The organism is Sphingomonas sp. Leaf20 (assembly GCF_001421535.1).
Lineage (GTDB): Bacteria > Pseudomonadota > Alphaproteobacteria > Sphingomonadales > Sphingomonadaceae > Sphingomonas.
In genome coordinates, this window is sequence record NZ_LMKN01000011.1 from 85,749 (window position 1) to 109,005 (window position 23,257).

25 protein-coding genes are annotated in these 23,257 nt (G+C 60.5%); 11 read left to right on the forward strand and 14 right to left on the reverse strand.

Annotated elements, in window-relative coordinates; genetic code table 11:
* Positions 1 to 33: 33 nt before the first annotated feature.
* The 3 genes from ASE72_RS18150 to ASE72_RS19865 all read right to left on the reverse strand — a co-directional run bounded on the left by ASE72_RS18150 (position 34) and on the right by ASE72_RS19865 (position 3,626).
* Positions 34 to 792, reverse strand: a complete 759-nt coding sequence (locus ASE72_RS18150; RefSeq protein WP_056025058.1) for a crotonase/enoyl-CoA hydratase family protein — start codon at positions 790 to 792, stop codon at positions 34 to 36.
* The gene (locus ASE72_RS18155) at positions 789 to 2,723 is read right to left on the reverse strand and encodes a flavin-containing monooxygenase (RefSeq protein WP_082446283.1); all 1,935 of its coding nucleotides are present in this window, start codon (positions 2,721 to 2,723) and stop codon (positions 789 to 791) included. The genes ASE72_RS18150 and ASE72_RS18155 overlap by 4 nt, the downstream gene beginning before the upstream one ends.
* 81 nt (positions 2,724 to 2,804) lie before the next feature.
* The gene (locus tag ASE72_RS19865) at positions 2,805 to 3,626 is read right to left on the reverse strand and encodes an alpha/beta hydrolase (protein WP_162235501.1); all 822 of its coding nucleotides are present in this window, start codon (positions 3,624 to 3,626) and stop codon (positions 2,805 to 2,807) included.
* A gap of 189 nt (positions 3,627 to 3,815) precedes the next feature.
* Here ASE72_RS19865 and ASE72_RS18165 point away from each other — a divergent pair, with 189 nt between their 5' ends.
* Positions 3,816 to 4,496: a TetR/AcrR family transcriptional regulator gene (locus tag ASE72_RS18165; protein ID WP_056025063.1), complete on the forward strand. Its 681-nt coding sequence runs from the start codon at positions 3,816 to 3,818 to the stop codon at positions 4,494 to 4,496.
* Positions 4,497 to 4,902: 406 nt separating this feature from the next.
* Here the strand turns inward: ASE72_RS18165 and ASE72_RS18170 are convergent, their stop codons facing one another.
* Genes ASE72_RS18170 through ASE72_RS18180 form a run of 3 tightly spaced genes read right to left on the reverse strand, consistent with a single transcriptional unit; the run spans position 4,903 to position 6,309 of the window.
* Complete coding sequence (locus tag ASE72_RS18170) at positions 4,903 to 5,367, reverse strand: nuclear transport factor 2 family protein (protein WP_056025067.1); 465 nt, start codon at positions 5,365 to 5,367, stop codon at positions 4,903 to 4,905.
* Between the two features lie 13 nt (positions 5,368 to 5,380).
* Entirely contained in the window at positions 5,381 to 5,791 is a 411-nt protein-coding gene (locus ASE72_RS18175) for a VOC family protein (protein ID WP_056025071.1), read from the reverse strand.
* Positions 5,788 to 6,309 (reverse strand): pyridoxamine 5'-phosphate oxidase family protein, encoded by a 522-nt coding sequence (locus tag ASE72_RS18180; protein WP_321163531.1) that lies wholly within the window; start codon positions 6,307 to 6,309, stop codon positions 5,788 to 5,790. The genes ASE72_RS18175 and ASE72_RS18180 overlap by 4 nt, the downstream gene beginning before the upstream one ends.
* A gap of 163 nt (positions 6,310 to 6,472) precedes the next feature.
* On the opposite strand from ASE72_RS18180, the gene ASE72_RS18185 reads away from it, so the two are divergent.
* The 4 genes from ASE72_RS18185 (at position 6,473) to ASE72_RS21135 (ending at position 9,775) form a co-directional block, all read left to right on the forward strand.
* On the forward strand, positions 6,473 to 7,366 hold the full coding sequence (locus ASE72_RS18185; protein WP_056025076.1) for a LysR family transcriptional regulator: 894 nt from the start codon (positions 6,473 to 6,475) through the stop codon (positions 7,364 to 7,366).
* A 305-nt stretch (positions 7,367 to 7,671) separates the two neighbouring features.
* Entirely contained in the window at positions 7,672 to 8,760 is a 1,089-nt protein-coding gene (locus ASE72_RS18190; RefSeq protein WP_056025079.1) for an NAD(P)H-dependent flavin oxidoreductase, read from the forward strand.
* A 348-nt stretch (positions 8,761 to 9,108) separates the two neighbouring features.
* Positions 9,109 to 9,266 (forward strand): VOC family protein (locus tag ASE72_RS20725; RefSeq protein ID WP_235532452.1); only part of this gene is annotated, 158 nt, incomplete at its 3' end.
* Positions 9,267 to 9,562: 296 nt separating this feature from the next.
* Positions 9,563 to 9,775: a VOC family protein gene (locus ASE72_RS21135; protein ID WP_327196501.1), complete on the forward strand. Its 213-nt coding sequence runs from the start codon at positions 9,563 to 9,565 to the stop codon at positions 9,773 to 9,775.
* A 478-nt stretch (positions 9,776 to 10,253) separates the two neighbouring features.
* Here ASE72_RS21135 and ASE72_RS18200 read toward each other — a convergent pair whose 3' ends face one another.
* From ASE72_RS18200 to ASE72_RS18210, 3 genes are read right to left on the reverse strand one after another with little or no spacing between them, the layout of a single operon-like run.
* Positions 10,254 to 11,159 carry an alpha/beta fold hydrolase gene (locus ASE72_RS18200; RefSeq protein ID WP_056025082.1) on the reverse strand — a complete coding sequence of 302 codons (906 nt, stop codon included), beginning with the start codon at positions 11,157 to 11,159 and terminating at the stop codon, positions 10,254 to 10,256.
* 1 nt (position 11,160) lies between these two features.
* Positions 11,161 to 11,364, reverse strand: coding sequence for a helix-turn-helix transcriptional regulator (locus ASE72_RS18205; protein ID WP_056025085.1), 204 nt, complete (start codon positions 11,362 to 11,364; stop codon positions 11,161 to 11,163).
* Positions 11,361 to 11,789 carry a hypothetical protein gene (locus ASE72_RS18210; RefSeq protein ID WP_056025087.1) on the reverse strand — a complete coding sequence of 143 codons (429 nt, stop codon included), beginning with the start codon at positions 11,787 to 11,789 and terminating at the stop codon, positions 11,361 to 11,363. The genes ASE72_RS18205 and ASE72_RS18210 overlap by 4 nt, the downstream gene beginning before the upstream one ends.
* Before the next feature lie 526 nt (positions 11,790 to 12,315).
* On the opposite strand from ASE72_RS18210, the gene ASE72_RS19870 reads away from it, so the two are divergent.
* Entirely contained in the window at positions 12,316 to 12,807 is a 492-nt protein-coding gene (locus tag ASE72_RS19870) for a MucR family transcriptional regulator (protein ID WP_082446284.1), read from the forward strand.
* A 130-nt stretch (positions 12,808 to 12,937) separates the two neighbouring features.
* Here ASE72_RS19870 and ASE72_RS18215 read toward each other — a convergent pair whose 3' ends face one another.
* Together ASE72_RS18215 and ASE72_RS18220 are read right to left on the reverse strand one after the other, a co-directional pair.
* Positions 12,938 to 13,522 (reverse strand): recombinase family protein, encoded by a 585-nt coding sequence (locus tag ASE72_RS18215; protein ID WP_056025090.1) that lies wholly within the window; start codon positions 13,520 to 13,522, stop codon positions 12,938 to 12,940.
* 357 nt (positions 13,523 to 13,879) lie between these two features.
* Positions 13,880 to 14,986, reverse strand: coding sequence for a LuxR C-terminal-related transcriptional regulator (locus ASE72_RS18220; RefSeq protein ID WP_056025093.1), 1,107 nt, complete (start codon positions 14,984 to 14,986; stop codon positions 13,880 to 13,882).
* Positions 14,987 to 15,464: 478 nt separating this feature from the next.
* Between ASE72_RS18220 and ASE72_RS20425 the strand changes: the two genes are divergently transcribed.
* The 5 genes from ASE72_RS20425 to aqpZ all read left to right on the forward strand — a co-directional run bounded on the left by ASE72_RS20425 (position 15,465) and on the right by aqpZ (position 18,984).
* Positions 15,465 to 15,668: a hypothetical protein gene (locus ASE72_RS20425; RefSeq protein WP_156350664.1), complete on the forward strand. Its 204-nt coding sequence runs from the start codon at positions 15,465 to 15,467 to the stop codon at positions 15,666 to 15,668.
* 140 nt (positions 15,669 to 15,808) lie between these two features.
* Complete coding sequence (locus ASE72_RS18225; protein WP_056025096.1) at positions 15,809 to 16,174, forward strand: hypothetical protein; 366 nt, start codon at positions 15,809 to 15,811, stop codon at positions 16,172 to 16,174.
* Between the two features lie 93 nt (positions 16,175 to 16,267).
* Positions 16,268 to 17,701, forward strand: coding sequence for a mechanosensitive ion channel (locus ASE72_RS18230; RefSeq protein ID WP_056025099.1), 1,434 nt, complete (start codon positions 16,268 to 16,270; stop codon positions 17,699 to 17,701).
* Positions 17,702 to 17,737: 36 nt separating this feature from the next.
* Positions 17,738 to 18,022 (forward strand): CsbD family protein, encoded by a 285-nt coding sequence (locus ASE72_RS18235; RefSeq protein WP_056025103.1) that lies wholly within the window; start codon positions 17,738 to 17,740, stop codon positions 18,020 to 18,022.
* 104 nt (positions 18,023 to 18,126) lie between these two features.
* Entirely contained in the window at positions 18,127 to 18,984 is an 858-nt protein-coding gene (aqpZ, locus tag ASE72_RS18240; RefSeq protein WP_082446278.1) for an aquaporin Z, read from the forward strand.
* A gap of 694 nt (positions 18,985 to 19,678) precedes the next feature.
* Here the strand turns inward: aqpZ and ASE72_RS18245 are convergent.
* The 3 genes from ASE72_RS18245 to ASE72_RS18250 all read right to left on the reverse strand — a co-directional run bounded on the left by ASE72_RS18245 (position 19,679) and on the right by ASE72_RS18250 (position 23,136).
* Positions 19,679 to 20,401 (reverse strand): hypothetical protein, encoded by a 723-nt coding sequence (locus tag ASE72_RS18245; protein WP_056025106.1) that lies wholly within the window; start codon positions 20,399 to 20,401, stop codon positions 19,679 to 19,681.
* Positions 20,402 to 20,517: 116 nt separating this feature from the next.
* Positions 20,518 to 21,420, reverse strand: a complete 903-nt coding sequence (locus ASE72_RS20430) for a hypothetical protein (protein ID WP_156350665.1) — start codon at positions 21,418 to 21,420, stop codon at positions 20,518 to 20,520.
* 483 nt (positions 21,421 to 21,903) lie between these two features.
* The gene (locus tag ASE72_RS18250) at positions 21,904 to 23,136 is read right to left on the reverse strand and encodes an ABC transporter permease (protein WP_162235502.1); all 1,233 of its coding nucleotides are present in this window, start codon (positions 23,134 to 23,136) and stop codon (positions 21,904 to 21,906) included.
* Positions 23,137 to 23,257 lie beyond the last annotated feature (121 nt).

Here is a 23,257-nt window from a genome sequence, read left to right on the forward strand (position 1 = left end):
TCTCTTCCGTTGCAGCGGATTTGCGATTGTGGGTCATTCGCCGAGCCAGACCGGCGCGCGTTTGTCCGCAAAGGCCCGCGCGCCCTCTTGTGCATCGGCGGAAGCGAGCACGGTCTCGACCATGTCGCGTTGCAGGTCCCACCGTCGATCAAGCGGCCAGTCGGGCGACGCGGCCATGATCTGCTTGCTCGCCATCACCGACAGCGGTGCGTTCGCGGCAATCTCGTTCGCCAGCGCCAGAGCGGCTTCCAGCGCACTACCGGGCAGCGCGAGCCGGTTAACCAAGCCCCAGCGGTGTGCAGTGGCGGCGTCCATTCGCGCGCCGGTCAGCGCATATTCGAGCGCGATCGCTGGCGGGATGCGCTCGCGTAGCCGCACCAGCCCGCCCGATCCCGCGACCAGCCCACGCGAGACCTCCGGCAACCCGAACATCGCGGTGTCGCCTGCGACGATCAGGTCGCACGCGAGCGCCAACTCGCACCCTCCCGCCAGCGCGTAGCCTTCGACGGCAGCGATCAATGGTTTTGCGGGCGGTTTTTCGGTGACGCCGGCAAACCCGCGACCTTCGAGTTCCGGTCGTTCGCCGTCTACGAACGCCTTCAGGTCCATTCCCGAACAGAAATTTCCGCCCATGCCGGTGACGATTCCAACGCGTAACGTCGGATCCGCATCCAGCACGTCGAGCGCCTCGGCCAGAGCGAGCGAAACGGCGCGGTTGACCGCGTTGCGCTGCGCCGGCCGATCGATCGTCATCACCAGCACCGCGGCGCGGCGTTCGACCACCACGCTCATGCTGACACCCGTTCACGGGTCACGTGGTAGTCGTCTAGGTCTGCGGTATCGGTCATCCGCCACATGTCGAGGATGCGGAACGGGTTGTTGACGACGATCCGCCCCTTTGAATTGCGGACATAGCCATCGACGCCGGGATAGGTCCAGACGAGCCCGGCATGCGTCTCGTCGACCTTTGCGTTGTACGCGTCGTGGACATCCTGCCGCACATCGATCGTCGCGATCCCCTTTGCGAACATCTGGCGGAGCAAGGACATGACGTAGTGCATCTGCCGTTCGAGCACCGAGATCAGGCTTCCGCCATGCCCGTATTGCGTGTTCGGTCCGTACAGGCAGAAGAAGTTCGGGTAGCCCGGCACCGTTGTCCCGAGATACGCGCGCGCATCGTCGCCATCCCAGTCGCCATGCAGGTCGCGTCCGTCCAAGCCGACGACGCGCATCGGTGCCAGCAGGTTGACCACGTCGAACCCGGTCGCCCAGATGATCGCATCCGCCTCATGTGTCGTCCCGTCGCTGGTCACGATGGCGTTCGGCAGGACCTCGGTCACTGCACCGTTGACGTACTCGACATGCGGTTGGGCGAGCATCCGGTACCAGCCATTGTCGAGCAGCATGCGCTTGCCGAACGGAGGGTAAGACGGGATCATGTCGGGCAGCAGGTCCTGCCGCTCGCCCAGTTGCGCCGTCATATAAGCGGTCAGCCCGCGACGGTGGGAGTCGTTGATCGCGTTGATCGATTTGCCTTGGCCGTCCCAGTCAGGATCTTGCCGTAACGCCTCATACTGTTTGTCGTTGAACGCCCAGCTAAGTCGCAATCGGTACCAGAGCCGGTACAGCGGCATCGTCTGCATCAGATGCTGCAACGCTTCTGGGATCGCCTGCTTGAACTTCGGGAACGGCGCGACCCATTGAGGCGTACGGTTTACCACCGTCAACGACACGACACTGTCGACGATTGCCGGCCCGACTTGCATCGCGCTCGCGCCGTTGCCGACCAGCACGACCTTCTTGCCGGCGAGCTCGATCCCGTCCTCAGGGTAGCGTGCGGTATGCACGCTCGGCCCTTCGAACCGGTCCATTCCGGGAATGTCGGGCAATCGCGGCTTGTTGAACGCGCCCACGCCACTGAGGATCATGCTCGCGGTCAGCGTTTCCGAATTGCCATCGGCATCGATCACGTCGGCTTGCCACTCGCCCGCGTCTGCATCCCAGCGCGCCTCGGTCACTTCAAGACCAAAGCGGATATGGCGGCGGATGTCGAAGCGGTCGGCGACATCCTGCAGATACGCGTGAATCTCACGACTTCCCGCGAAATAACGCGACCATTCATAGGGCGCATAGGAGAAGGAATAGAGGTGGCTCGGCACGTCGCAAGCTGCGCCCGGATAGCGGTTCTCGAACCAGACGCCTCCGAGGTCGGGTCGCCGCTCGAGGATGGTGTAAGGGATACCAGCCGCAGCGAATTGTACCGCGGCGCACATTCCCGAAATGCCGGCGCCGATGATCAGCGCGCGAAACCCCGGAGGCGGCGCTATATCCTGAGCGCCGTCGATTGCAGGCTGTCCCTCGGTTAGTTGAAGCTCATGCCTGATCATCGCTGCGTAGCTCGCGGGGATAGTCTCACCCAACGACACGCTCATCATCTCGACCAGCAACGCATCATCCGGATTGGCGAGGGCAGGGAGGCGTCCCTCGAACCACGCCGCGAACGCCGTCGTCGCTGCGGCTCGAATCTCGTCCTGTAGCGCGCCAGGCAGCCCGCCATCGTCGTTATCGTCCAGCCCACGCGTACGGGTCGGCACGAACCGGCCCTCGATCCATTCCCGGTCCCCGGTCAACTGCACCAGCACGCAGGCTAGCGTCGGAATGTTCGCCTGCGCGATGGCCTCTGCAAGCCAGAGGGGGGCATCCTGTCCAATTCTGTCGGCCATCGGCTCTATCTTCATTGGTGTCGCGCCGCGACGGAGCGGCATGGCACAGGGCAGAACAGGAATATGCGCACAGCCTCTTCCTCAGTCAACACTGTTGTTGACGAAAAGTTTGCGACTCATCTCGGTTATCGCGCGGTCGGCCATCGGCGTTAGCATCGGCAGACTTGCAAAGCCGTGGATCATCCCTTCGTAGCGCGTCATCGTCACCACCCCGCCGCTGGTACGAATTGCCGCGCCAAGCGCCTCGCCTTCGTCACGCAAGGGGTCGAAGGCCGCTGTGATGATGTGGGTCGGCGGCAAGCTGGCGAGATCTGCGCGCAGCAGGTCGACGTCGGCCGCCAACGAACCGGCATCGCCCAGATAGGACGCCCAGGCCCAACGCATCCAATCACGCGTCAGCATGTGATCGGCCCCCAGCGTTCGCCAGGACTCGGTCTCGCACGCCGGAGCGACCACGGGATAGAACAGGCCAAGCGCGTCTATGCGGATACCTTGGCGGGCCGCGTACAATGCGGTCATGGCAGCAAGATAGCCGCCCGCGCTGTCGCCACATACCGCAAGCTTCCCGATGTCACCTGGCTCGATGCCCGCCACTCGTTGCAGGGCAGAGCGGCAATCATCGCATGCGGCGGGAAAGGGGGCTTCGGGGGCAAGTCGATACTCGACGGCGACTACCGATGCACCGCTTGCTGCAGCCAGTGAGCGACACAGTGCGTCGTGGGTGTCGAGCGATCCAACAACGAAGCCACCGCCGTGGAAGAACAGGATCGTTCCGTGTGTTTGCGCAGTGGGGCGATAGATGCGGCGTCGGATGGCCTCGGTCTCGTCGGATCGAACCGACCAGATTGCGGGCCCTGCGACCGCCGCCATCGGCCGGTCGAGCCTTTGCCGATAATCCTTCATCGAGAGGCTTGGGGGCGGGGGGCGCAACGTTACCCTTGGATCGGCGAGCAGGGATACGAAAGTGGGATCTAGTTCGGTAGAAGCGCTCATATCAGAAGGATCACCTCTCACCGGCGCGATGTCAACGCTTGTGTTGATCCTGAGGCGGCGGTGTTTGATCTACCGCCCAGGCTGGTTCATGGAGCGACGATGGACGAAGATCATCAGGGCAAGCCCGAGGTACAGAGCGGCATCGGTCGCCGGCGCTCTGCGGCGCGTACCGATTCGAGTGCCTCCTACCAGACCAAGCGCAAGGAAATCGCGGAAGCCGCGGTGCGCGTCTTCAATCGCCTGGGGTTCGAACGGGCAAGCATTGCTGCGGTCGCTGAGGAGATGGGCGTCGACCGTGCCTCGCTCTATTATTATGTCTCCTCGAAAGAGGCGCTGTTCGACGAGGTGGTTCGCACCGTAGTCGAGCGCAATTGCGCGATCGCCAAGCAGATCGAAACGAGCGATCTCTCGCCCCGCCGCAAGCTTCGCGACCTGATCACGACGCTGATGACGTCGTATGGCGACCACTACCCGCTCTTCTATATCTACATTCGCGAGAATCTGGGTCATGTCAGCGACTCTCGCTCGGCGTGGTCGAACGACATGCGTGAGATCAATCGCCTGACGACGCAGAGCATGATTGCGATCATCGAGCAGGGTTATGCCGACAAGAGCCTACGCAACGTGGGCCCATCACGGATCGTGGCCAATGGCATATTCGGTGTGATCGGCTGGACTCACCGCTGGTTCCGGCCCGATACGAGCGATGTCAGCGCGGCAGATATCGGCCGTACTTACGCGGACATGATCTTGTCGGGATTGGAAGACCCTTATCGCTGACGGCTATCCGGACTATCCGTTGCGAAGAGCCATCATGGGGTCACGGAAGCGATAATCAATCTCGACGACGATCTTATAACGAGGCTCATTAAACTACATTTTGGCGATACGTGACTGTCCGCAATCCTCCCCATCACGACATTCGCGAGCGGATAGCCGGGCGTCAAAATCGGTCATTCGCAAGGTGAACCAGCGTCCGAAGTTGGGAAGTGAGGGAAGGGGCCTGAACGTCTGTTTGTGGGTCCTCCCAGCAACTGAGCGGTCGATGACAGCATTATTCAGCGTCAGCGGCTTCCTGACAGGCGCCGCCTTCCAGTTTTCTGTCGGCCTCTCAGCGTCGGGAACCCACCCACACTGTGGCCGACGGCGCATCAACCAAGACCGGTAGGAAAACAACGGCTTGAAGCTACAGCCCAAGTTCCTCCAGCCCCGGATGATCCTCGGGCCGTGGCCCGAGCGGCCAGTGGAACAGTCGCCCCTTTTCGGAAATCGGAACGTCGTTAATGCTCGCCATCCGGCGCGCCATCAGGCCATCGAGCGTGAATTTCCAATTCTCATTGCCGTAGGAGCGATGCCACGCGCCGGCATCGTCATGCCACTCATAGGCGAAGCGCACGGCAATTCGATCGCCGTCATGCGCCCACAGGCCCTTGATAAGCCGATACTCGTGCTCGCGACGCCACTTTGCGGTTAGGAAGGTGACGATAGAATCCCGCCCCCGAAGGAAATCAGACCGGTTTCGCCACTGGCTGTCCTCGGTATAGGCGAGCGCGACCCGCGCTGGATCGCGGCTGTTCCAGCCGTCCTCGGCGGCGCGGACCTTTAGCGACGCAGTCTCATGGGTGAAGGGAGGGAGGGGCAGTCGTGGCATCGAACGGATCCTTTCAGTCAAAGGGCGTGGCAAACTCCAGACGGATCCCGCCCGGAATGAGGATCAGGAAGTGGCGCGCCGTTGATCCGGGACGGATGGCGCCCGGCGCTGCGTCGACCACGACTTCTGGATGCGCCGTCACGGCGGCCCACGCCGCTGCCAGTGCAGCATCGTCGGCGACCGAGAGCGAGAGATGATGGAGACCGATATTGGCGCGCCGGTCAAAGGCGCGGGCCGTCACGGGGTCGGCCGCGCGCCACAAGGTCAGCAGGATTGTGCCGTCCGATACGAAGATAGCAGGATAGTCGGGCACGCCGCCTACTTCATCGAATCCGAGCGTGTCGCAGAAGAAGGCGCGTGCCTGATCGAGGTTGGGCACGGTTAGCCCGACATGGTGGACGCCGCGTGTGAGTTTGCTGGTCATGATGCTGCCCGTTCAAGTTGAGCGATGTGGGCTCGAAGCACCGCAATCTCGTCAATGAGCGGCTGGGAAGTGCGGCGCACTTCCGCCTCGGTGAAACGCGGCGTGATATGCTGCGGGCAGTTCCAGTCGAACCCGACGACATCGATCAGAAAGCCACGCTCCGGCTCGGCCGCGTAGCCGGACGGCATGAGCGCTGCGATGACGGCGGGGTCTTTGCTCACGTGGGCATGGCCGATGATCTTGAGGCGCCGGCGGTTCGGATAGTCCATTAAGAACAGCGCAACCCGGTCGTCGGCCGCAATATGCGCGACGGAGAGATATTGTCGGTTGCCGCGAAAGTCGGCGAACCCGAAACAATTGCCCCCGAGGTGTCGGACGAAGCCGGTTGCCCCGCCGCGATGCTGGACATAGGGCCAGCCATCTTCGGACGTGCTCGCCAGGTAAAAGCTGTCGCGGGCGGCGATGAACGCAAGTTCTTTGGCCGTAATCCGGTCGACCGTCTCCGCGCCGGCTTCCATGCGTGCGTATGACGCTCGCGACCCCGCTGCTTCTTGCAGCGCGCGAGCGCGTGGTCCGAAAAGGGTGTGGAGATATGCCTGCGCCATGGCCACGAGGATGGCGAGTTGCCCGCGATGTGATAATTCGCAATTACTGATACGGACTATTGCGATACGGGGAATAATGGACCGCTTCGAGAGCCTTTCCGTCTTTGTCGCGGTGGCAGAGCAGCGCGGCTTCGCGGCTGCGGCGCGCGTCCTCAATCTGTCGCCTCCTGCCGTGACCCGTGCGGTCGCGGCGCTGGAGCGGCATCTGGGCGTGACGCTGTTCCACCGCTCGACGCGAGCGGTGTCCCTGACGGACGACGGGGCAAGCCTGCTCGATCGGGCGCGGCGCATACTCGCGGACATTCGCGAGGCGGAGCAGATCGCCATGGGCGGTCGCTCGGTTCCCCGGGGGCAGCTCTACGTAACTGCGCCGGTCATATTCGGGCGGCTGCATGTGTTGCCGGTCATCAGCGCGCTGCTGGCCAGCCACACCGGCCTCAACGCGCGCATGATGCTGCTCGATCGTAATGTCCGCATCGTCGAGGAGGGTGTCGATGTGGCGGTGCGGATCGGGACGCTGGCGGACAGCACGCTGCGCACCGTGACGATCGGTTCGGTCCGTCAGACCATCGTGGCAAGCCCGGGCTATCTTGCCGAACATGGCTTGCCCATCGATCATGGCGACCTGGCCCAGCATCGGTGTATCATGGGTAGCGGTGTGCGCGCCGGCACCCGATGGTCGTTTGGCGCGCGCGGCGAGAGGCTGTTGGAAATCGTCCCCCGCCTGACCGTCAACGGCATCGATGCGATCCTCGCTGCTGCGGAAGCAGGCGTCGGCCTTGCCAATGTACTGAGTTACCAGTCGGCCGCGCATATCGCGAGCGGGCGACTCATTGAGGTTTTGGCTGATCATGCTCCGTCCGCCATGCCGGTAAGCCTGCTCTATGATCCCGGTCGAGCCGCTATGCCCGCGGTCAGGGTGTTCATCGACGCGATGCGGGAACAGGGGCGGCGGGGCGTGTGGTCCTGACCGGGACCGCCGGACAAGCTATTTCGCGGCGAAGGCGGCAGATTTCCATTTCAGCATTCCTCCCGGTGAAGGCTCAAACGCAGGCCGGCGGCGTTCCGGCGGCGTTCGCCCATTGATCGCGGCGTCGCCGGCGCCTGAACGAACTGCAAATGTGTGGATGGGCGAGAGCGGTTCGGCAATGTCGCTTTCTGGGTCGGAGCGGTTGAAGGGCAGACGATCCGCACCTAGCCCACCTGGCGCCATTCACTTAATGCGCTGGCGTAGTCATAAGCGGACAATTGTTCATAACCGGATCCGGCGTAGGTATGTCTCTCATCGATCGGTTTGAACTCTCGGTGCCCTTGATCCAGGCGCCGATGGCAGGCGTCGCCACACCTTCGCTGGCGGCAGCGGTATCCGAGGCGGGAGCCTTGGGATCGATCGGAGTAGGCGCGACCGACGCCGCCGGCGCACGGGCGATGATCGAGGAGGTGCGCAGCAGCACGACCCGCGCGTTCAACGTCAACGTCTTCGTCCACGCTGGCCCAAAGGCCGATCTGTCGCGGGAAGCGCAATGGCTGGATTGGCTTGCCCCGCTGTTCGCCGAGTACGGCGCACAACCCCCGACGGCACTCATGACCATCTACAAGAGCTTCGCAGATGATCCCGACATGGTGGCGGTACTGCTCGACCTCGCGCCGCCAGTGGTTAGCTTCCACTTCGGGTTGCCGTCCGCCGACGTGCTCTCGGCGTTGCGAGCGCGTGGTATCTATCTCATGGCGACCGCAACCAGCCTCAACGAAGCACACGCGATCGAGGCCGCCGGGATCGATGCGGTGGTCGCGCAAGGGATCGAGGCTGGCGGGCATCGGGGTGTCTTCGACCCCATCGCGCCTGACGACGCGCTCGGCGTATTCGCGCTGACCCGGCTCCTGGTGCGCAAGAACAACCTACCAATCATCGCTGCTGGCGGGATAATGGACGGCGCCGGCATCGCCGCGGCGCTCGACCTGGGCGCATCGGCAGCGCAACTGGGAACTGCCTTTGTCGCGTGCCCGGAGTCGGCCGCAGACGATGCATACCGGGCGGCCCTCACCGGTGAGGGCGCTTACCACACCGTCCTCACTTCGCTAATTTCTGGTCGACCCGCGCGTGCGCTGGCCAACCGGTTCACGGCTCTGAGTCAGTCGGTTGATGAACGCCGACCGCCTGATTATCCTATCGCCTATGATGCGGGAAAGGCCTTGCACGCGGCTGCCAAGGCGCAAGGCGAGCACGGTTTCGGAGCGCAATGGGCGGGGCAAGGTGCGCCGCTTTCTCGTGCCATGCCGGCAGCAGCCTTGGTCAGGGTGCTGCGAGAGGAATTTGAATTGCGACGGATTAGAGGCTCGGTTGAGCGTTGCGACGTTCCTTGATCGGACTGGCCGTTTCCCCACTAGAAGCCGTATAAGCAGACCTTTCAGCGTACTGAAAGCCTCAAATCATGATGAACCAGCGCCCGAAGTTAAGAAGCAAGGTAAGGGGCGCGGGCGTCCTTTTGTTGGTCTCCGCGGCCGCTGGTCGCCTGATCGCTGCATGATCACGCTCGTCTGCTCCCAAGGTCTTTCGCATCCTGGAACTCGCTGCTTTAAAAGGCTCAAAGCCTTTCCGTTTCTCCGGCCCATGTTGGGAAAGTGTATGCGGGAAAGGGTTTAGGGAAAGCGGTTTACGATGGTGAACGGTCGCGTGGTAAGCACGGGCGGCATACCAGTGAGAGGGCAGTAATGACGGACGCCACAAACGTAATTGCCGTGGACCACACAGGCTTCGCTGTGTCTTCTTTGGACGAAGCCGTTCGGTTCTGGACGGGAGCGCTCGGTTTCACACTTGAGCGGCAATCGGAGATGGGGGGCGACTTCCTGCATCAGGTGACAGGTGTCGANTCTTTGGACGAAGCCGTTCGGTTCTGGACGGGAGCGCTCGGTTTCACACTTGAGCGGCAATCGGAGATGGGGGGCGACTTCCTGCATCAGGTGACAGGTGTCGATGATCCGAAAGTGAGAACGGCAATCGTCAAGGCACAAGACGGCTACGTGGTCGAACTGTTGGAATATTCAAACGGGCTCCAGAACGGGACGGTGCCCAGCGGCGCGGGATCGATCGGAGCGGCCCACCTGGCTCTGACCGTAANACGTGGTCGAACTGTTGGAATATTCAAACGGGCTCCAGAACGGGACGGTGCCCAGCGGCGCGGGATCGATCGGAGCGGCCCACCTGGCTCTGACCGTAAAGGACATTCATGTCGCCATTGCCCGTGTCGAGGCAGCAGGATGGAAGGCGAAAGGTAATCCGCTGCCGATCCCAGGTGGTCCACGGAAGGGAACGTTGGTGGCCTACGTTTCAGGCCCCGATCATATCACGATAGAGCTTATGCAGCCGACAGCCCGTTAATGGGTCGGCAAAAGCTTTGCCGCCTCATCATCCTTTGAAAGCTGGCGAGTCAGCGTGCAGGGCCGAGGCTCAGCACCTTCTCTGCTGCAATACTGAATGGATGGCAGAAGTTGGGGAGCCAGAAAGAGGCCGCGAATGACCGCAAGTGAGTCTAGCCGGAAGCTGGGGGCAGGGTGCCTTCGCCCAATAATGGACGCTCAGCTTGCCGAGCCACAACACAGAAAGCAGACATTCGTTAAGTGAGATCGTTCCCGTCTTTCCATCGCCGATTGCTGATTTGGATAACGAGTAAACGGGAACAGATTGGGAAAGGGGATGCCGCGACGGCTACCTGCGCGCGGCCAAAGCGACGGTCCGGGGACGGGCTCCCCACGGAAAAAGGCTAGGTCGAAGAGTGGCGCGGGACGTGGGTCAACCAGTGGTTTGACCTCCAAGCGGCAAGCTTTCGGCTTACATTTGGAGGGCGCCTCGCGAGAACTCAGTGCGACAGGAACGTGCCGACAGCCTCCTGGAACAGTGCCGGTTGATCGAGCATCACGAAATGCCCGGCCTCGCCGATATCGACGAAGGTTACATGTGGCGCGTCCTTGTACGCCGCACGATACATGGCATCCGCATGCGGCTTGGTGGGCCCGCCGGACGACCAGGGATAGACCAGCGTGATGGGGGTTGCGATCGACTTCATCGCGGGGCGCAGGTCGCTGGTCATGTCTTCGTACATCGCAGCGCCGGACACGCGCGGGTCGGCCGCCTTCACCCAGCCCGACACCAGCGCGCGAGATGCCGGCTTCAATGCCAGCCGATCTGCAATCGCCTGCGCGGCCGCGTCGCTGACAGGTTTGCCATAGCTGGCCACCTGCGCGTCGCGCATCGCCTTGGCCTGCGGCTCGACCATGGCGACGGTCGCGGCGGGTGAAAAGAGCGTGCCGATGAAAGGCAGTGCGTCGACGATCATGATCCGGCCGGGATCCGCCTGATGCTTTTCCGCCAACTTCAGCGCGACGAGCCCTCCCATCGAATGACCAACGATCGCGGCGCCAGCGATCTTCTCCCGCTCGATCAGCGCATGCAAGTCCTCGACTATGCCGTCGAGTATGTCAGGTGACAGGTTCTCACCCGGGGCATCGCCGGCAAAACCATTGACCTGGACCACATAGACGCGGTGGTTCTTGGCAAGACTAGGTACCACGCCGTCCCACACGGTTCGCGGGCTCGACAGGCCGGGGATCAGGATGACTGGCGTGCCCTTGCCTATGGAAACCGCAGAAATGTGCGGCATCTGCATGATCCGAGTTGATGCCGCGGCATGGGTTGCGACAAGATGGAGAGCGGGGCCAATAGTCATGGCTGATAGCGCGATGCGCAAACCGATGTGTCGGATCATGTTATTGCTCCTTTGAAGGGCTGACGAAGACGTCTTCGATGGCGAGGTCGAACAGTTCGGCGAGCTTGAAGGCGAGTGGAAGCGATGGATCGTAGCGTCCGGTCTCGATCGCGTTCACACTCTGCCGGCTCACTTCCAGCAGGTCGGCGAGATGCTGCTGCGACCATCCGCGAGCAGCGCGTCGCGCACGCAGATGATTGATCACGACCGTTGGCGCTCGATCAGCATGTTGGCGCACTGTCCGATACCTAATGATCCGAACCACAGCACGGGAACGTAGAAGAGCGGCAGGTGCGGCGCGCCGCCCAGCATCTCGAGGAAACCCAGGATGGATACCAGCGTCATGGTCACGCCGGTCGCGATCAGCGCCTTGCGCACTTCAAGGAGCCGTAGATATTCGTCGCGCATGTCCAGGATCATGTCGCCGATCAGCCAGAAAACGGCCGCGATCGGCAGGCCCGGCAGTGCCGCCAGCACCCAGCGCGCAGGGCCTCGCATCGCGTCGAGGTCGAAGGCACGTTGCACGCCGATCAGCAAAACGATGTAGCTGAGCATCGCGCCGATCATCCGGCGATTATAGCGCTTGGTTGCGGGGTCCCGGTAGCGGGTGTTGGCGACGTCGGTAGTCATGTTGCAGCCCCTTCGATTCGTTGTGAAGGAAGCTTGTCATGGAAAGCGAGCTTTACGTCAAGCAGGCTTTCCATAGTAAGAAGTTTTATAACCCGAACGTTTCACCATTTTTGCGAAAGGCGTCAGCCCGCCAGCAACGTCCGCTAACTGCCACTACATCCCCGAAGGCGGACGGTCTCTTCTCCACCAATTCTGGCCATTTCGCTGCCGTCCAGGGCCTGACCATGAGTGTCATCGATAGTAGCAGCCAGAGTCAAAGATCGCCGGACTGCGCCCTGCCAACCTTGAAGGTCATTTGGCTCATGCAAGCCCGAAAGTGCGCATATTGAGCGCAAGTCTCTTCAATAATGTTTCGTTCTTGCCCTGCTTCCCTCACGGCAAAAGGGTGCAATCACTTACATATTGGTATCGTTTGCATAGCTACTTATTCATGCGGCAATTTGGTTGATTGCTTCAGTTGCATGCAGCCGCGGTTGTTTTTGTAAAAAGGCGACCCCAAATGGCGGCGTCATACGTGGAGTGAATGATGTCTGACGAAACTATTCAGCTAGACGCGGTCGAGCTTGCAACCGAGCTGACGATTGCATGGTTGTCAAATCCAAACACGCGAACATCAGCAGATGACGTTCCAGCGTTTCTCGCCCAGATGCACTCAAGCGTTCAATCTCTGATCGGCGGTGCCAACGAGGCGAACGCCCCTGTCGCGGATACCGAGCAATATACCCCCGCAGTATCGGTCCGTAAGTCGCTGGCCAACCCGGACTTCATTATCAGTATGATCGATGGCAAGCCATACAAGACACTTCGCCGGCACCTCACGACGCACGGACTGACGCCAGAAGAATATCGCGAGCGGTACAGTCTGAAGGCTGATTATCCGATGGTTGCAACGACCTATTCGGAAGCGCGCCGTGCGATGGCCCATAGGATTGGCTTGGGTAGCAGCCGCAGCGGTGATGGCACGGCATCGAAGGCTCCCGCTAAATCCAAAAAGCCAAAAGTTGAAACTGCTGAGTAATTAATAGCTGGCTTCCCATTGGGGGCCAGCCTTTGGGCGGCAGGGGAAGGGCTGCTTCTGCCGCTAGTCCGCCCGGTCCGGCTTCTCACAGAGCGTTGTGTTCTGCCGACAGACTGCTTGATGCGATCGGTCAGGCCTTACCTGGTGCGGTCCAGCCAATCCGGGCCAGCGTGCCGATGAGCGTCGAGCGCGGTACCTTGAAGGTCCGACAGACAGAAGCCTTGCTGGCCCCACCATCTAGCGCAGCTGTAATCCGTTCGAGGGTTTCAGTATCGATCATCGGCGGGCGGCCACCCTTGCGTCCGCGACGCTTCGCTGCAGCTAGTCCGGCCATTACGCGCTCGCGCGTCAGCGCGCGCTCATACTGTGCGAGTGCGCCAAAAAGGGAGAACAGCAATTCGCCGTGCGGCGTGGTCGTATCCATCTGCTCAGTTACCGATCGGAACGCAATACCGCGCGTCTTCAGATCTGTAACGATCGCCAGTAGGTGCGACAGCGAGCGTCCAAGCCGGTCGAGCTTCCATACTATCAGCGTGTCGCCCGGGTTCAGATAATCGAGGCAGGCTTTCAGTCCCGGCCGATCGTCGCGGGCGCCGGGTGCCTTGTCGGTATGGAAATGACGTTGATCGACACCGGCTGCGACTAGTGCGTCCCGCTGAAGATCAACCGTTTGGCGGTCATCAGCCGACGAGACCCGCATATATCCAACCAGCATGTACGACAAACCCCCAAAAGCACGTTCATGAATACTCTATCAAAGCGACAGGGTTTGTCGAACGTTATGACCGTAGGCGGCGTTGATTCAGCGAAGCCGAAAACCGGGAATGTCGTAAATCATGTGTTTTTCGTCGCCTGAACGGGCGCACTTGTCATTCCCATAACTCCGTCGAGCTGACGCCATTTCGGGAACGCGTTTGGGAACGGTTTTGACGAACACGGCTTGCAGCGGGCAGTTCGCTCGTCGCTGTGGCGCACCGTTTCCTTGTCGGGTTCCCTTTTGGAAAAAGTCAAAATGATGAAATCTCACATGCCCGGATGCATGCGGTCTCAAGCGCCGGTGACTCAGGATAGTTCAGCAGTGCGATGACACAACTGTACGCTCCGGGCCGCTGTCGAACCCGCGTGCTCGGCCCCAGGCCGCTGCTGCTACTCTACGATTGACGCCGATCTTGCTGTAAACGGGAGCAACGTGGTTGCGGACGGTGTTGCCGCTGACGTTCAGCGTACGTGCCATCGTCTTGTCATCCATCCCCTCGCAGATCAGCGCCAGCACCTCACGCTCGCGTACAGTCAGGTCATTCAGTCCAGACGGAGCGCTACTCCGTGATGGTTCGGACCGAAGCGTCAGATTGTCTAATATCGCATGGCTGAGCCACTTGGATTCCGTAATCGTGGCCTCGATTGCGGCAGCGAGATCGCGTTCGTCCATTCTACGTTTGGTGACGTCTTGAAACGTCCAAAGCACGTAGACCTGCTCGCCAACCATGACACTGGCCTGTGAAACCAGGCACTCGAGAGGCTGTCCGCATTTGGTATGAACCGTGCCGGATGCGATCCCCGATGGCCAGATGTCCACGTCATAGATCGAACGTCCGGCCAACTCGTCGGCCTGATACCCAGTCAGCGAGCAGAGGCTTTCGTTTGCCACGTTCACCACGTTATTGGCGGCGTCGACTATCATCATACATGCCGACGAGTTCGCGAATGCCGCCTCGACACTCGTTCGATACCGAGCATGGTACGGCTCGCTTTCACGCCACGCTTCAATGTCGGTGAAGGTAAACAAAATGCAGGGTTGACCAGCGACAGTCACCGGCTGGCCTGCCACTATCACGCGCCGGCTTATGCCGTTAGGCATTGCAAGATCAGCCAGGGTCTGTGGAACGGTTTGCGCCTCGACAAGGGCACGCTTTAAGAAATCGGCATTCGCTACCCCTTTGAGGATATCCCGCTCGTACATCGATCGCCGCAACCAATGGTCGTCAGCGCTGTTCGTCAGCGCAAGGAAGCTACGATTGACGGTGACGTAGCGAAGATCGCGCACGCTGCAAACGATTGCCGGAGTCGGGTTTTGCTCGATAAAGCATTCGTATTGCGTGTCGCGATCACGGGCGTTCGACACCCGCCCCGTCGAAGGGTGCTGGGGTCGCGTGAAAATATCTATGCAGGCGTTTGTCATCGTCGTTCCTCGTATAACGAAGATACGGCAAAATCATCTCTTAGATTAAATGAATATCACGTCACCTAAGAAGTGGCCCATTTTGATAATTGGCAATCACCTGTACCAAACCTGTAGGACAGATTGGCGCAAGGGTCAGCATGACTAACCAATTAATAGATTGGATATATTGGTCCCCACCAGAGAGACGGTCGATCGAGTTCGCTACATTGTGGGTAAATTAGGCTCGGATGACTGTATTATACTGGCATCCGCCGACAATAATGGAACCCGTAGGGGGGGGCAGTCGGTCTTTGAAAGTTTACGTCAAACTTAGCTGCTGGGCATGACACCTCACTGACGCGCTGCATCCGCCTCCCAAACGACGCAAGAGGTCGCGACGCCACGCCAAGTATGCTGAACGTACCAACCTCGGGGTACTTTTGCACCATGGGAACTTGCTGGTTTGCCGAGTAAAGGGATGCAGGAGAGTACAAAAATGAGCAATAACGACAACATCGCGAACACCGATCGAGATTCCAGCAACCGTGCTTACAACGCTGCGCGCGCGGAGTGGCATAGTCACCGCGCTTCGATTTCAGCCGATGGCAGTTCAAAGATGCTGCACGAAAGGTTTGCATCGCTTTATCGTGCACGCACCGAAGAGGGGCGTGCCGATACCGCGACATCAGCCGAGTTTTGACGGGGATGGTACTAAGGCACTAGATAAGTCGCTAATAATACTAGAAACTGTTGGACAAACTTGCTGGTTAGACGCTTGGGATCAGCAGATCGTTGGCCACTCCGGTCTGACTGTATGACCCCCTAAGAGAAGGGGCATTCATGACGCAGAATCGTCGTTCTACGCAGCTCACCGCAATTATCGTTGTCGGCGTTGCTACTCTATCGCTTGCAGCCTGCGTCAACCCGTCCGCCAAAATCGCGACCTCGCTCGAAGGCTACGGTTTCCAGCCTGCGCAGTCGCAGTGCGTCGGCGATCGGCTCGAGGCGAACCTGTCGCTCGGCCAACTTCAGCAGCTTGGACGCGCTGCCAAGGCATCGCGCCAGGGCGACACGACACCGGGCCGCCTGACCGCCAGCGATTTCATTCGCGTTTCTGCGCAAGTGAAGGACCCGAAGGTTCCGCTGGAAGTCGGCAAGGCTGCTGCAGCCTGTGGCATTCTGACTGACCCCGCCTCGCCACTGTAATCACGCTAACCGCGCCGCTGCCCCCGCCCAAAACGGCGGGGCAGCGGCGTCGTGCAAGACACGTCCCGGATGGGCGTTTCAGGAACACCACACATGCAAGATGTAACTTATGCGGGCGATACAGTCGTATCGAACACCCGCGATTTCGGGGCGCAAGCCTGGAGCTATATCGAGATCTGGACCCCGCGGATCATCGCAGCCCTGATCATCCTCGTGATCGGCTGGGCGATCGCGCGCGCCGTGAAGTGGGGCGTCGCCAAGCTCGTCAACAAGACGCCGCTCGCGATCCACGCCAACGAGCCGAATGCCAACCCGCGCAATCCGACTACGATCGGCGCGCAGGTCGGTGACGCCGCCTATTGGGTAGTCCTCCTGATCGCGCTGTTCCTCGCGACGCAGCCGCTCGGCCTCGCCGGCGCGACCGGCCCGCTTGGCGACATGCTGCAGGGCTTCGGTCAGGCAGTGCCGCGGATCATCGGCGCCGCGCTGATCTTCTTCCTCGGCTACGTGCTTGCCAAGGTTGCCAAGAAGGCGGTCGAGGCGGTCATCACGGTCAGCCATGTCGAGCGTTTCTCGACGCATGTCGGTGCCACGTCGCCGACCGACCCGACCATGCTGCCGCGCACCATTGGCAGCATCGTGTTTGCGCTGATCATCATTCCGGTGGCGATCGCGGCGCTCGACACGCTCAACATCGCGGCGATCTCGCAGCCGGCAACCGCCATGCTGCGCATCATCCTCGACGCGATTCCGCACGTCATCGCCGCTGGCATGATCCTCGCCGTCGCCTATGTCATCGGCAAGTTCGCGTCGCGTCTGTTGACGCAGTTCCTGGCAACGACCGGCTTCGACCGGACGATCGGTTCGATCGGCATCTTCGGCAACGCGGAAAGCCGCGAGCTGGGCAGAACCGCTCCGTCGTTCATGCCATCGAAGACGGTCGGCACCGGCGCGTTCGTCGCGATCCTGATCTTCGGGCTGATGGAAGCGTTCCGCCAGCTGGACTTCGCCTATGGCTCGCAGATCATGGCCGAGGTGCTGACGCTGTTCGGGCAGGTCGTGTTCGGTGCGATCATCATCTTCGCATCGGTCGTTATCGCCCGCTTCGTGGCACACGTCATCGAGCGTAACGGCGACCAGGGCACACGCATTGCCGCCCCGGCCGTGCGGATCGCGATCATCGTGCTCGGCACGGCGATCGGCCTGCGCTTCATGGGTCTGGCCGACGACATCATCAACCTGGCGTTCGGGTTGCTTCTCGGCGCGATCGCAGTCGCCTTTGCCCTGGCGTTCGGCCTGGGTGGTCGCGATGCGGCCGGGAATGCCGTCAAGCGGATGCTCGACGGTGCCAAGTCGACCGACGACCGCGGTGATCGGGCGATCGACGGCGACCATACGGCAACGTCTGGCATGGCATCGATGCTTCGTCCCTCCGACAGCGATTTCGCGAGTAGCGACGCTCGTCAGGACGATCGGCAGGACGACCGCGGCGATATGCGGAACCCCACCGACCATCCCCTGATCTGAACCTTTTCTCCCCCCTGTAAATCAAAGGAAATCATCATGAACACCGACACCCTCACCGGCGCAGCAACCAACGTCAGCGGCAAACTCAAGGAGACGCTTGGCGGCGCGATCGGCGACAAGTCGCTGCAGAGCGAAGGCGCCGCGGATCAGCTTGGCGGCACCATCCAGAAGACCGTTGGCCAGGCCAAGGACGTCGTCGAGGACAATATCCGCCCGCTGCTCGACTATGTCCGCCAGTTCTCGAAGGAGCGCCCTTTCACCGCCGCAGCCGTAGCTGGCGTGCTCGGCATCGCGGTCATCAACACGCTGCGTGGCAAGTAATCACCTGACGCCCAACTGATGCGCGGGGCAGCGATTGCCGCCCCGCGCATCCTCTCATCGACCGACGGACGACAGCGGATGCGTCCCACCCGAGGCAGCACTACATGGCCGACAGTCTAAACTCCCCCCCGGCTTCGACCTTTGGTACGCCCGACGGCAAGACGCCCCGCCCTCGCCGCATCGCGACCGCACGGCGACTGGCCGCTGAAATCATCGGTACGTTTTGGCTGGTCCTTGGCGGTTGCGGCGCTGCAGTAATCGCGGCGGGTACGGGCGTCCCTGGCACGATCGGCATGGCGGGCGTGGCACTGGCATTCGGCCTCACGGTCTTCACGATGGCGTTTGCCGTTGGCTTCATTTCGGGTGGCCATTTCAATCCGGCCGTCAGCGTTGGCCTAACGGTCGCCGGCCGCTTTCCCGCTCGGGACCTGCCGGGCTACGTCATCGCGCAGGTCATCGGCGGCATATTGGGCAGCGCAGCAATCGCTGCACTGGCATCGGGCACCGCAGGGTTCGACCTGGTCGCCAGCGGGTTCGCTGCGAATGGCTACGGCGTGCATTCGCCGGGCGGTTACAGCGCGGCAACCGCGTTCCTTTCCGAGGCATTGCTGACCGCGGGCTTCCTCACGGTCATCCTCGGCGCGACCGACGAGCGCTCCCCGGCAGCGTTCGCACCGCTGTCGATCGGTCTAGCATTGACGCTGATCCACCTCATTTCGATCCCGATCGACAACACGTCGGTGAACCCGGCGCGCAGCACGGGGCCGGCATTGTTCGTTGGCGGCTGGGCGCTGTCGCAGCTCTGGCTGTTCTGGATCGCACCGCTCAGCGGCGCTGCCGTAGCCGGTATTCTCGGCCGTTGGCTTTTCGCGCATACTGACGAAGATCAGTCGCCAGGCCCGATCGGGGATACTCCGGTTGAAATGATGGTCGCCGACGACCGTAGTTCGGTATCAGGCTAAGTATGAAACGGGCCTATTCTGCCGATCTTGTCCTTCCCGAAACGGATCCTTTTCGGTAAGGCTGGCCCAGCCTCTATCGTCCGCTAAGACTCACGGCGAACGCAGACAATCTCGATTGCCGGCGCTCGTGTACGACAAACAGCTGTTCCCCGTTATTCGCGTGAATAGCATCTAGCGCTGGCCAGCGAGGCAATGAGGATCGTCGTTTTACGACGCGATCGTCCGTGCTGTTGTCGCAAAACTTAAAAGTTTTGCATCAACATTCATGACAAAAACAGGCGCATGGCGCTCGACAAGGCCGGTCGGAATGAAGCGCAGGCTGGTTTACAAGGCGGCCGTTCGTCGCTTAATTTGATTGGGTTCAAGGAGCCCGAATGATATGGATACTGTTCGATCCCAGACGCGATTGGTTAAGCAGCACCCGTTGCTCGCGGTCTTCTTCGCGGCTTTCGCTATAGGGTTGTTTGGCTTCATATTGGCATACGCACTCGCCCACTGAAGGCTAAAACTGACGGCGTCGAACATCGCTGATGTAAGCAGTCGTCATGCACCTTGGCGCAGTTCCTGATGCGAAACTCACAAGATTTGCATCAGGCTCGAAACTGCGAAAATCATGGCATCGCCTGATGCAGAAATCTGATGCTTGTCGGCCGTAAATGTCCGGGTTTGATGGACAGCGGATGTTCAACCGTAGTCAGGATACCTTCGTCGCCGGCGGGAGTAGCTTCGCTTCGGTGCCCTTGAGGTCCGTATAGGCGCCGCCGTCACCGTCGGCTGTGAAGCGCACCGTGACTTCGATAGTGCGGCCGCACAGCTCAATCGGCCAGACCTCGCTCCACGAACCGGCGTAACGAACCCCATAGACGTCGGCGCCGAGACTAGGCTCTTCTTTGGCGACGCGGGTGACGCCCAGGCTTGCGCCATTCAAGTCACACGCAAACGCGTTCCGCTTGGCGGTCGCGGTCGCCTGGAGGACGGCGAGCGGCCAAGTGTCACCGATCAGCGACTCATTAGCGAGCGATAGCCCCCGATTGGTACGGATTGTAGTAAGCGCGCCCGCGCTGTCCTCGGAGATGGTGTAGCGTACGGGAGTTGCGTCGCAGTTCGGGTGGTGGGCGGTAACGGTCCAACCATTCTTCAGCTGCCCAGCGACGATGCCTTGGAACACGAACTTAACGCTAGTCGCCGGCACAACGCTATCGACGACCGTGCTGGTCGGAGCGCAGCCGCCCGAGCGCTTCTGCGCCACCATTGCGGCTTCCATAACCTGTTGCCGAATAGTCGACGGGGCGGGTTGCGGCGCCGCCGCATTCCATGCCGTCAGCCGTTGGAGAATTAGCGGATGCTGCCCATAGCCTGCAGTCGTGAAACTGGCTGCAAGGGCCGCAAGAAGCAGGAAGCGAAAACGTGCGAACATGGCGTTGTATCTCGCATTGTGAGCTGAGGTCCGCAATGGATAGACCGTCCGCTAATGGGCGCTTTATGCCGTCTTGGTTGTCGCGAAAGGGTTTCTTTTACAACCACCAGCAAGTGTCATCGTCGTCCGATCACCTGCCCAATACCACGTGCGCCATCACTGCTACGCGATAACGTAAAGACGAAGCCAATTTCCAAACCTTGTGGACCGAAAAGCTTTCCGCTGAACGTCCCGGTTTGGCTTCCATCCACACTCGTGATGGTGCCCGATATCTCGTTCGTGATGCTGTTCAGAGTGCCTGTAAACGTCAGCGTTCCCCTCTCAGGGGGGACGGACGCATCGTTGCCGGTTTCCTCGAACGGTAAGGTCGCCGAGACGGTCCGGGCGACATAATCTACCCTCATCGTCGCAACCGACCCCTGCGCTAACAGCCTCAATCGAGTTGGGGTCTGAAGGAAGCTTCTCATAACAGGCGAGAACGTAACTGCTCCAGTGGTAGGTATATCGGTTGCAAAGGTCGGCGATCCAACGAGTGCGATACGGCGCACATCTAGAACTGCACTTGGCGCAGAACTTGTAGAGCTTCCATCATCCGTCGAGTTGAAGCCTCCAAAGATAACGTACTTATTTTGCAGATCTACACGACTCAAAACCACAGTTTCTGCACGCGTGGTTGCAGTACGCCCCTGTAACCATGCAATTTCACCATCATTACGGATGGCAGGCGTCCTAGGTACCGTGGATTGCTCGCCCTCGTAGCGAAACGCGATCATTTGAGTTGCAGCAGCGTATGATATTAAAATTGTCGAGTCGTTCGGTTGAAGCGAGTTCTGAATTTGCAAGGTGCTAGAGCCTGAAGGAGTAGTGGTCTGCAGCCTCGCGCCAATCGCGCGGAAAGATCGATCACGGGTAAAATCAAAAACTTGGTCGTAACTTACTACCGGTGTCGGGGTAGCGGTCGGCGTGGGTGTCGGCGCGGGCGTCGAACTCGGCGTCGGCGTCGGACCGGGAACGATCACCGGGGCATCGTTCCCTGAGTTACCGCCACCGCAACCCTGGAGCAAGGCGGCGCCGGTTAGAATGACCATCCAAATTGTCGCCGGCCGATTTACTCGATTTACCACAGTCTAACCCCTCATGATTTTATACAACCCCCGTTTACTTGGGGCATCGTCTCGCAAAATTATCGACAAGAATGGCTTAACCTCAGCACCTTTCCTTTAAACCCTGCCGCTGCGACAACCGTAATATCGTCGCTTGATCAACTCCGAGGAGGGCCACCGATCTCGCGTGTAAGGTGGGCAAATAGCAACAGGCGCGACCCTCCTTTAATGACCATTTTCCGCGTTCCAGATGCAAAAGTCGCGAGTTCGGCATCAGACCGAGGGTGGCCCAATCCGTGCCCTTCCTTGATGTAAAGATCCGATGCTTCCCAAGCAGTACGTATGTTGCGAAAGGGCTGAGTTTCGGATGTCTCGTATGTCCCGCCTTTTGCGAGGGAACTAGGTGTGTCTGAGGACAGAAGCTGGATCAACAGCAGCTGCCCGTAAAGCTGGGTAAATTGTGCTGGTCACAACGCCGATCGCAACCAGCGCTACGATCCAGGCGATCTCGGTGGGAGAGATTACCAAGGGAAGGGAAAGCAGGACGTTGAGCTCGATAGGCGGGTGATCCATCATCGCACTGATTCCGGCGGTGATCGGATCTTTGGCGGCTTTCAGACCGAACCCGAGTACCAAACCAGCCAGCTCGCCGACGAGACCGATTGCCACGCCAACGACAATGAACACCTTCGCCGTGGAGTATCGCGACATGCCCATCGTCCGAAGAATAGCAATTTCGCGCACCTTATAGCGAACCAGCATCACCATCGATGACAGCACGTTCGACAAAGCGATGAGCGTTACCAACGATATGATCAACGTCATGGCCAGCCGTTCCTGCGCCAGCGCCGTGAACAGAGTTGCGTTCATGCTCTGCCAGGTAGCAACCGTATAGCCCGGCCCCAGTCGTTCCTTGATAGCCGCTACGACCGCATCTTGGCGTTCAGGATCGCTGAGTCGTACATTGATTTTGCTGGCGACACTGTCCGTTCTCAGGATCGCTCGAAGGTCGGCGATCGGCATTATGACGCGGCGACTGTCGAACGACTGTACTTGCGTGCTTACGACGCCGGAGACGGCGAGATCGTGGTTATCGACAGCAAGTCCATCACGATCGAAGCGGACCATTGTTATCGCTGCGTGATCGCTAGGAGCAATCCCAAGCCTGTCCGCGAGATCGCTCCCCAAGGCCATGGTTCCTGAGCTCGTGGGAGCAGCGCCTGCAATGCTGTGTGCTGAGCCGTTAAACAGGGGGCTGACGCTTATCTGCGATGGCTGCACGCCTTGCAGGTTAGCCGCAAACGACCTTCCGCCAGCGGTAATCAGACCGGAAGCGTCTAGCGATGCGGTTGCCGCCTGCACCCCGCGAATGGATTCAAGCGTCCGTTGCACCTCGCCCGGGCGAGCAATTCGAAGCCTCGGACCACTGACGAACAGGTGGCCGTCCGCCGACGCGATCTGCCCTGCAAGTCGGACCTCGGCGCCATTCATGAAGCTCACGACTAAAACCAACGACGCGACGCCGATCATGATGCCGGCGCACCCGATCGCCGCAATTAGCAGTGCTAAGCGCCCACCTGCGCCAGGGACCAGGAAGCGCGAGGCGAGAAGCTTCTCGAAAGTCGTGAGCAAGGACATCCTTCCAGCAACGCCTGCATCCTAAAACAGGAGCGTGACCTTATGGTACGATCCTGTTGGTAGGCGCCAGGATGAATGACCACCAGTGCGTGCTAAAAGCGGCACTCGTCGTCCA